This is a genomic window from Puerhibacterium sp. TATVAM-FAB25 (assembly GCF_046535855.1).
GTDB classification, from domain to species: Bacteria; Actinomycetota; Actinomycetes; order Actinomycetales; family Cellulomonadaceae; genus Puerhibacterium; species Puerhibacterium variabilis_A.
This window is the reverse complement of record NZ_JAXUAK010000032.1, coordinates 1-5,457: the sequence shown is the minus strand read 5'-3', so window position 1 is coordinate 5,457 and position 5,457 is coordinate 1. Positions and strand designations below refer to the sequence as shown.

Annotated in this window: 3 rRNA genes; all 3 read right to left on the bottom strand. The window is 59.6% G+C overall.

From position 1 onward, the window contains the following. Window positions 1-4: 4 nt before the first annotated feature. Window positions 5-121, bottom strand: a 5S ribosomal RNA gene (gene rrf / locus U5M74_RS16150). 112 nt (window positions 122-233) lie between these two features. After that, window positions 234-3,345, bottom strand: a 23S ribosomal RNA gene (locus U5M74_RS16145). 459 nt (window positions 3,346-3,804) lie between these two features. Further along, window positions 3,805-5,325, bottom strand: a 16S ribosomal RNA gene (locus U5M74_RS16140). Together the 16S, 23S and 5S rRNA genes form the textbook arrangement of a ribosomal RNA operon. Between the last annotated feature and the right edge of the window lie 132 nt (window positions 5,326-5,457).

Genomic DNA, 5,457 nt, shown 5'->3' with positions numbered 1-5,457 from the left:
GGGTGTCCGGCGGCGTCCTACTCTCCCACCCCGTCTCCAGGGCAGTACCATCGGCGCTGAAGGGCTTTGCTTCCGGGTTCGGAATGGGACCGGGCGTTTCCCCTTCGCTATGACCGCCGTAACGCTGTCGAGTTGTGGGGCACGCACCGGGGTTCCACCGCGAGTGTGGGTGGGGGTGTGTGGGGCCCGTGTCTCGGGAACCGCACAGTGGACGCGAACACGCAAAAGTGTGGGTGTTGAAGTTGTCGGCTGATTAGTACCGGTCAGCTGCGGCAGTCGTTGGTCCTGCCTTCCACATCCGGCCTATCTACCCAGTGGTCTAGCTGGGTGCCTTCACGCCTCGAGGGCGATGGAAACCTCATCTTGAAGCAGGCTTCCCGCTTAGATGCTTTCAGCGGTTATCCTTCCCGAACGTAGCTAACCAGCGGTGCCCTTGGCAGGACAACTGGCACACCAGAGGTTCGTCCGTCCCGGTCCTCTCGTACTAGGGACAGCCCTTCTCAAGTTTCCTACGCGCGCAGCGGATAGGGACCGAACTGTCTCACGACGTTCTAAACCCAGCTCGCGTACCGCTTTAATGGGCGAACAGCCCAACCCTTGGGACCTACTCCAGCCCCAGGATGCGACGAGCCGACATCGAGGTGCCAAACCATGCCGTCGATATGGACTCTTGGGCAAGATCAGCCTGTTATCCCCGGGGTACCTTTTATCCGTTGAGCGACGGCGCTTCCACAAGCCACCGCCGGATCACTAGTTCCGACTTTCGTCCCTGCTCGACCTGTCGGTCTCACAGTCAAGCTCCCTTGTGCACTTGCACTCGACACCTGATTGCCAACCAGGCTGAGGGAACCTTTGAGCGCCTCCGTTACATTTTGGGAGGCAACCGCCCCAGTTAAACTACCCACCAGGCACTGTCCCTGATCCGGATCACGGACCGAGGTTAGATGTCCGAAGCGGCCAGAGTGGTATTTCAACGATGACTCCGCCCGACCTGGCGGCCGGGTTTCACAGTCTCCCACCTATCCTACACAAGCCGCACCGAACACCAATACCAAGCTATAGTAAAGGTCCCGGGGTCTTTCCGTCCTGCTGCGCGTAACGAGCATCTTTACTCGTAGTGCAATTTCGCCGAGCTCGCGGTTGAGACAGCGGAGAAGTCGTTACGCCATTCGTGCAGGTCGGAACTTACCCGACAAGGAATTTCGCTACCTTAGGATGGTTATAGTTACCACCGCCGTTTACTGGGGCTTAAATTCTGGGCTTCGCCTTGCGGCTGACCCGTCCTCTTAACCTTCCAGCACCGGGCAGGCGTCAGTCCGTATACATCGTCTTGCGACTTCGCACGGACCTGTGTTTTTAGTAAACAGTCGCTTCTCCCTGGTCTCTGCGGCCGTCCCCGCTCGCCCACGCAAGGTGGGGTCACGGTTCGGGCCCCCCTTCTCCCGAAGTTACGGGGGCATTTTGCCGAGTTCCTTAACCACGATTCGCTCGATCGCCTTGGTATTCTCTACCTGACCACCTGAGTCGGTTTGGGGTACGGGCGGCTAGAACCTCGCGTCGAGGCTTTTCTTGGCAGCAGAGGATCACCCGTTTCCCGCATACGCGGTCACTATCAGCTCTCACCCTTGGTGGTGTGCGGATTTGCCTACACACCGGGCTACGGCCTTGGACGTGGTCTACCATCGCCACGCCGGGCTACCTTCCTGCGTCACCCCTGTTAATACGCTTACCTACTACCGGTTCAGGTCCCACGCCGCCGGCAGCGGTGTGGTCCGAAGACCACGATGCTGCCCTTGGGGTGGTTAGTGTCACCGGGCTCGGTATGGGCGGTTCTTCGCCGGTAGGAGAATATCAACTCCTTGTCCATCGACTACGCCTGTCGGCCTCGCCTTAGGTCCCGACTTACCCAGGGCGGATTAACCTGGCCCTGGAACCCTTGGTCATTCGGCGGACGGGTTTCTCACCCGTCTTTCGCTACTCATGCCTGCATTCTCACTCGTGTGGTCTCCACCGCTGGGTCACCCCGCGGCTTCACCGCCCACACGACGCTCCCCTACCCATCCACACCCCTGAACCACGAAGGCTAGGGTCGTGTGTGGATGCCACGGCTTCGGCGGTGTGCTTGAGCCCCGCTACATTGTCGGCGCGGAATCACTTGACCAGTGAGCTATTACGCACTCTTTCAAGGGTGGCTGCTTCTAAGCCAACCTCCTGGTTGTCTGTGCAACTCCACATCCTTTCCCACTGAGCACACGCTTAGGGGCCTTAGCCGATGATCTGGGCTGTTTCCCTCTCGACTACGGAGCTTATCCCCCGCAGTCTCACTGCCGCGCTCTGTCTTACCGGCATTCGGAGTTTGGCTGACGTCAGTAACCTTGTGGGGCCCATCGGCCATCCAGTAGCTCTACCTCCGGCAAGAAACACGCGACGCTGCACCTAAATGCATTTCGGGGAGAACCAGCTATCACGAAGTTTGATTGGCCTTTCACCCCTAACCACAGGTCATCCCCCAGGTTTTCAACCCTGGTGGGTTCGGTCCTCCACGCCGTCTTACCGGCGCTTCAACCTGCCCATGGCTAGATCACTTCGCTTCGGGTCTAGACCCGGCGACTATGGGCGCCCTGTTCGGACTCGCTTTCGCTACGGCTTCCCCACACGGGTTAACCTCGCCACCGAGCACTAACTCGCAGGCTCATTCTTCAAAAGGCACGCCGTCACCCCTGCTAAGGAGGCTCCGACGGATTGTAGGCACACGGTTTCAGGTACTATTTCACTCCCCTCCCGGGGTACTTTTCACCTTTCCCTCACGGTACTAGTCCGCTATCGGTCACCAGGTAGTATTTAGGCTTAGCAAGTGGTCTTGCCAGATTCACACGAGATTTCTCGGGCCCCGTGCTACTTGGGATCCCCTCCGGGAGGCCACGCCATTTCGCCTACGGGACTACCACCCTGTATCGTCCGCCTTTCAATGCGGTTCGGCTATGACGCGGCTTTCTCACTCCCCGAGGCGGTGTCAGCCACCTCAAGAGGGTCCCACAACCCCGCGAACGCAACGCCTGACAGCTTTCACACGCCCACGGTTTGGCCTCATCCGCTTTCGCTCGCCACTACTCACGGAATATCTCTTCCTGCCGGTACTGAGATGTTTCACTTCCCGGCGTTCCCTCCACACACCCTATATATTCAGGTGCGGGTGACTGGGCATGACCCCAGCCGGGTTCCCCCATTCGGACATCCTCGGATCACAGCTCGTTTGCCAGCTCCCCGAGGCTTTTCGCAGGCTACGACGTCCTTCTTCGGCTCCTGGTGCCAAGGCATCCACCCTGTGCCCTTACAAACTTCAACAACACTACGCAGATACCAGGAACACCAATCGTCTGAACAAAGCCAGACAGATTGCTGTCCTGAACATCTATGGATGCTCGCGTCCACTGTACAGTTCTCAAGCAACGGACGGCCTCACCGGCTGCCGCGACCGCCTACCACGCACCCCCGCCCCCACCCGAAGGTGAGACCGGGACCTGCGGGCGGTTCGACCGCACCGATGACCCGTGTCCAAGACCCCGACCACGCATGGCCGGCTGCCTCAGGACCCAACAGTGTGCTTCGACCCCCCACCCGCGTCAGCGGCCCCGGTCCCACCCCGCTCCCGAAGGAGGCGGGCGTACTGGGGGCCACCGGCACCGGCCGGGAGCCACAGTCAATGTTCCACCCATGAGCAACCACCCCCCGCGCGTTCGGCGGGAGCATGGCCCCTGACCACCACCACACGCAGCGTGCGGCGGGGTTTGGTGAGCTCCTTAGAAAGGAGGTGATCCAGCCGCACCTTCCGGTACGGCTACCTTGTTACGACTTAGTCCCAATCGCCGGTCCCACCTTCGACCACTCCCTCCCACAAGGGGTTGGGCCGTGGGCTTCGGGTGTTACCAACTTTCGTGACTTGACGGGCGGTGTGTACAAGGCCCGGGAACGTATTCACCGCAGCGTTGCTGATCTGCGATTACTAGCGACTCCGACTTCATGGGGTCGAGTTGCAGACCCCAATCCGAACTGAGACCGGCTTTTTGGGATTCGCTCCACCTTACGGTATCGCAGCCCTCTGTACCGGCCATTGTAGCATGCGTGAAGCCCAAGACATAAGGGGCATGATGATTTGACGTCATCCCCACCTTCCTCCGAGTTGACCCCGGCAGTCTCCCATGAGTCCCCGGCATAACCCGCTGGCAACATGGGACGAGGGTTGCGCTCGTTGCGGGACTTAACCCAACATCTCACGACACGAGCTGACGACAACCATGCACCACCTGTGCACCGACCTTGCGGGGCACCCATCTCTGGGTGTTTCCGGTGCATGTCAAGCCTTGGTAAGGTTCTTCGCGTTGCATCGAATTAATCCGCATGCTCCGCCGCTTGTGCGGGCCCCCGTCAATTCCTTTGAGTTTTAGCCTTGCGGCCGTACTCCCCAGGCGGGGCACTTAATGCGTTAGCTGCGGCACGGAGACCGTGGAATGGTCCCCACACCTAGTGCCCAACGTTTACGGCATGGACTACCAGGGTATCTAATCCTGTTCGCTCCCCATGCTTTCGCTCCTCAGCGTCAGTAACTGCCCAGAGACCTGCCTTCGCCATCGGTGTTCCTCCTGATATCTGCGCATTCCACCGCTACACCAGGAATTCCAGTCTCCCCTACAGCACTCTAGTCCGCCCGTACCCGATGCCAGCCCGAGGTTGAGCCTCGGGTTTTCACACCAGACGCGACAGACCGCCTACGAGCTCTTTACGCCCAATAATTCCGGACAACGCTTGCGCCCTACGTATTACCGCGGCTGCTGGCACGTAGTTAGCCGGCGCTTCTTCTGCAGGTACCGTCACTTGCGCTTCTTCCCTGCTGAAAGAGGTTTACAACCCGAAGGCCGTCATCCCTCACGCGGCGTCGCTGCATCAGGCTTGCGCCCATTGTGCAATATTCCCCACTGCTGCCTCCCGTAGGAGTCTGGGCCGTGTCTCAGTCCCAGTGTGGCCGGTCGCCCTCTCAGGCCGGCTACCCGTCGACGCCTTGGTAGGCCATCACCCCACCAACAAGCTGATAGGCCGCGAGCCCATCCCCCACCGAAAAACTTTCCAACCCCCACCATGCGGCAGGAGCTCATATCCGGTATTAGACCCCGTTTCCAGGGCTTATCCCGAAGTGGAGGGCAGGTTGCTCACGTGTTACTCACCCGTTCGCCACTGATCCACCCAGCAAGCTGGGCTTCACCGTTCGACTTGCATGTGTTAAGCACGCCGCCAGCGTTCGTCCTGAGCCAGGATCAAACTCTCCGTAAATGTCTGAAGCCACCCACCCGAAGGCAGGTAACGACCATACGAAGCACCCCAAACGGGGCCTCAATCAACTGGCAAGGAACCAAACTGACAGTTCAGTTCATTGTCCAAAGGAATCCTCAGAAACCGACCACA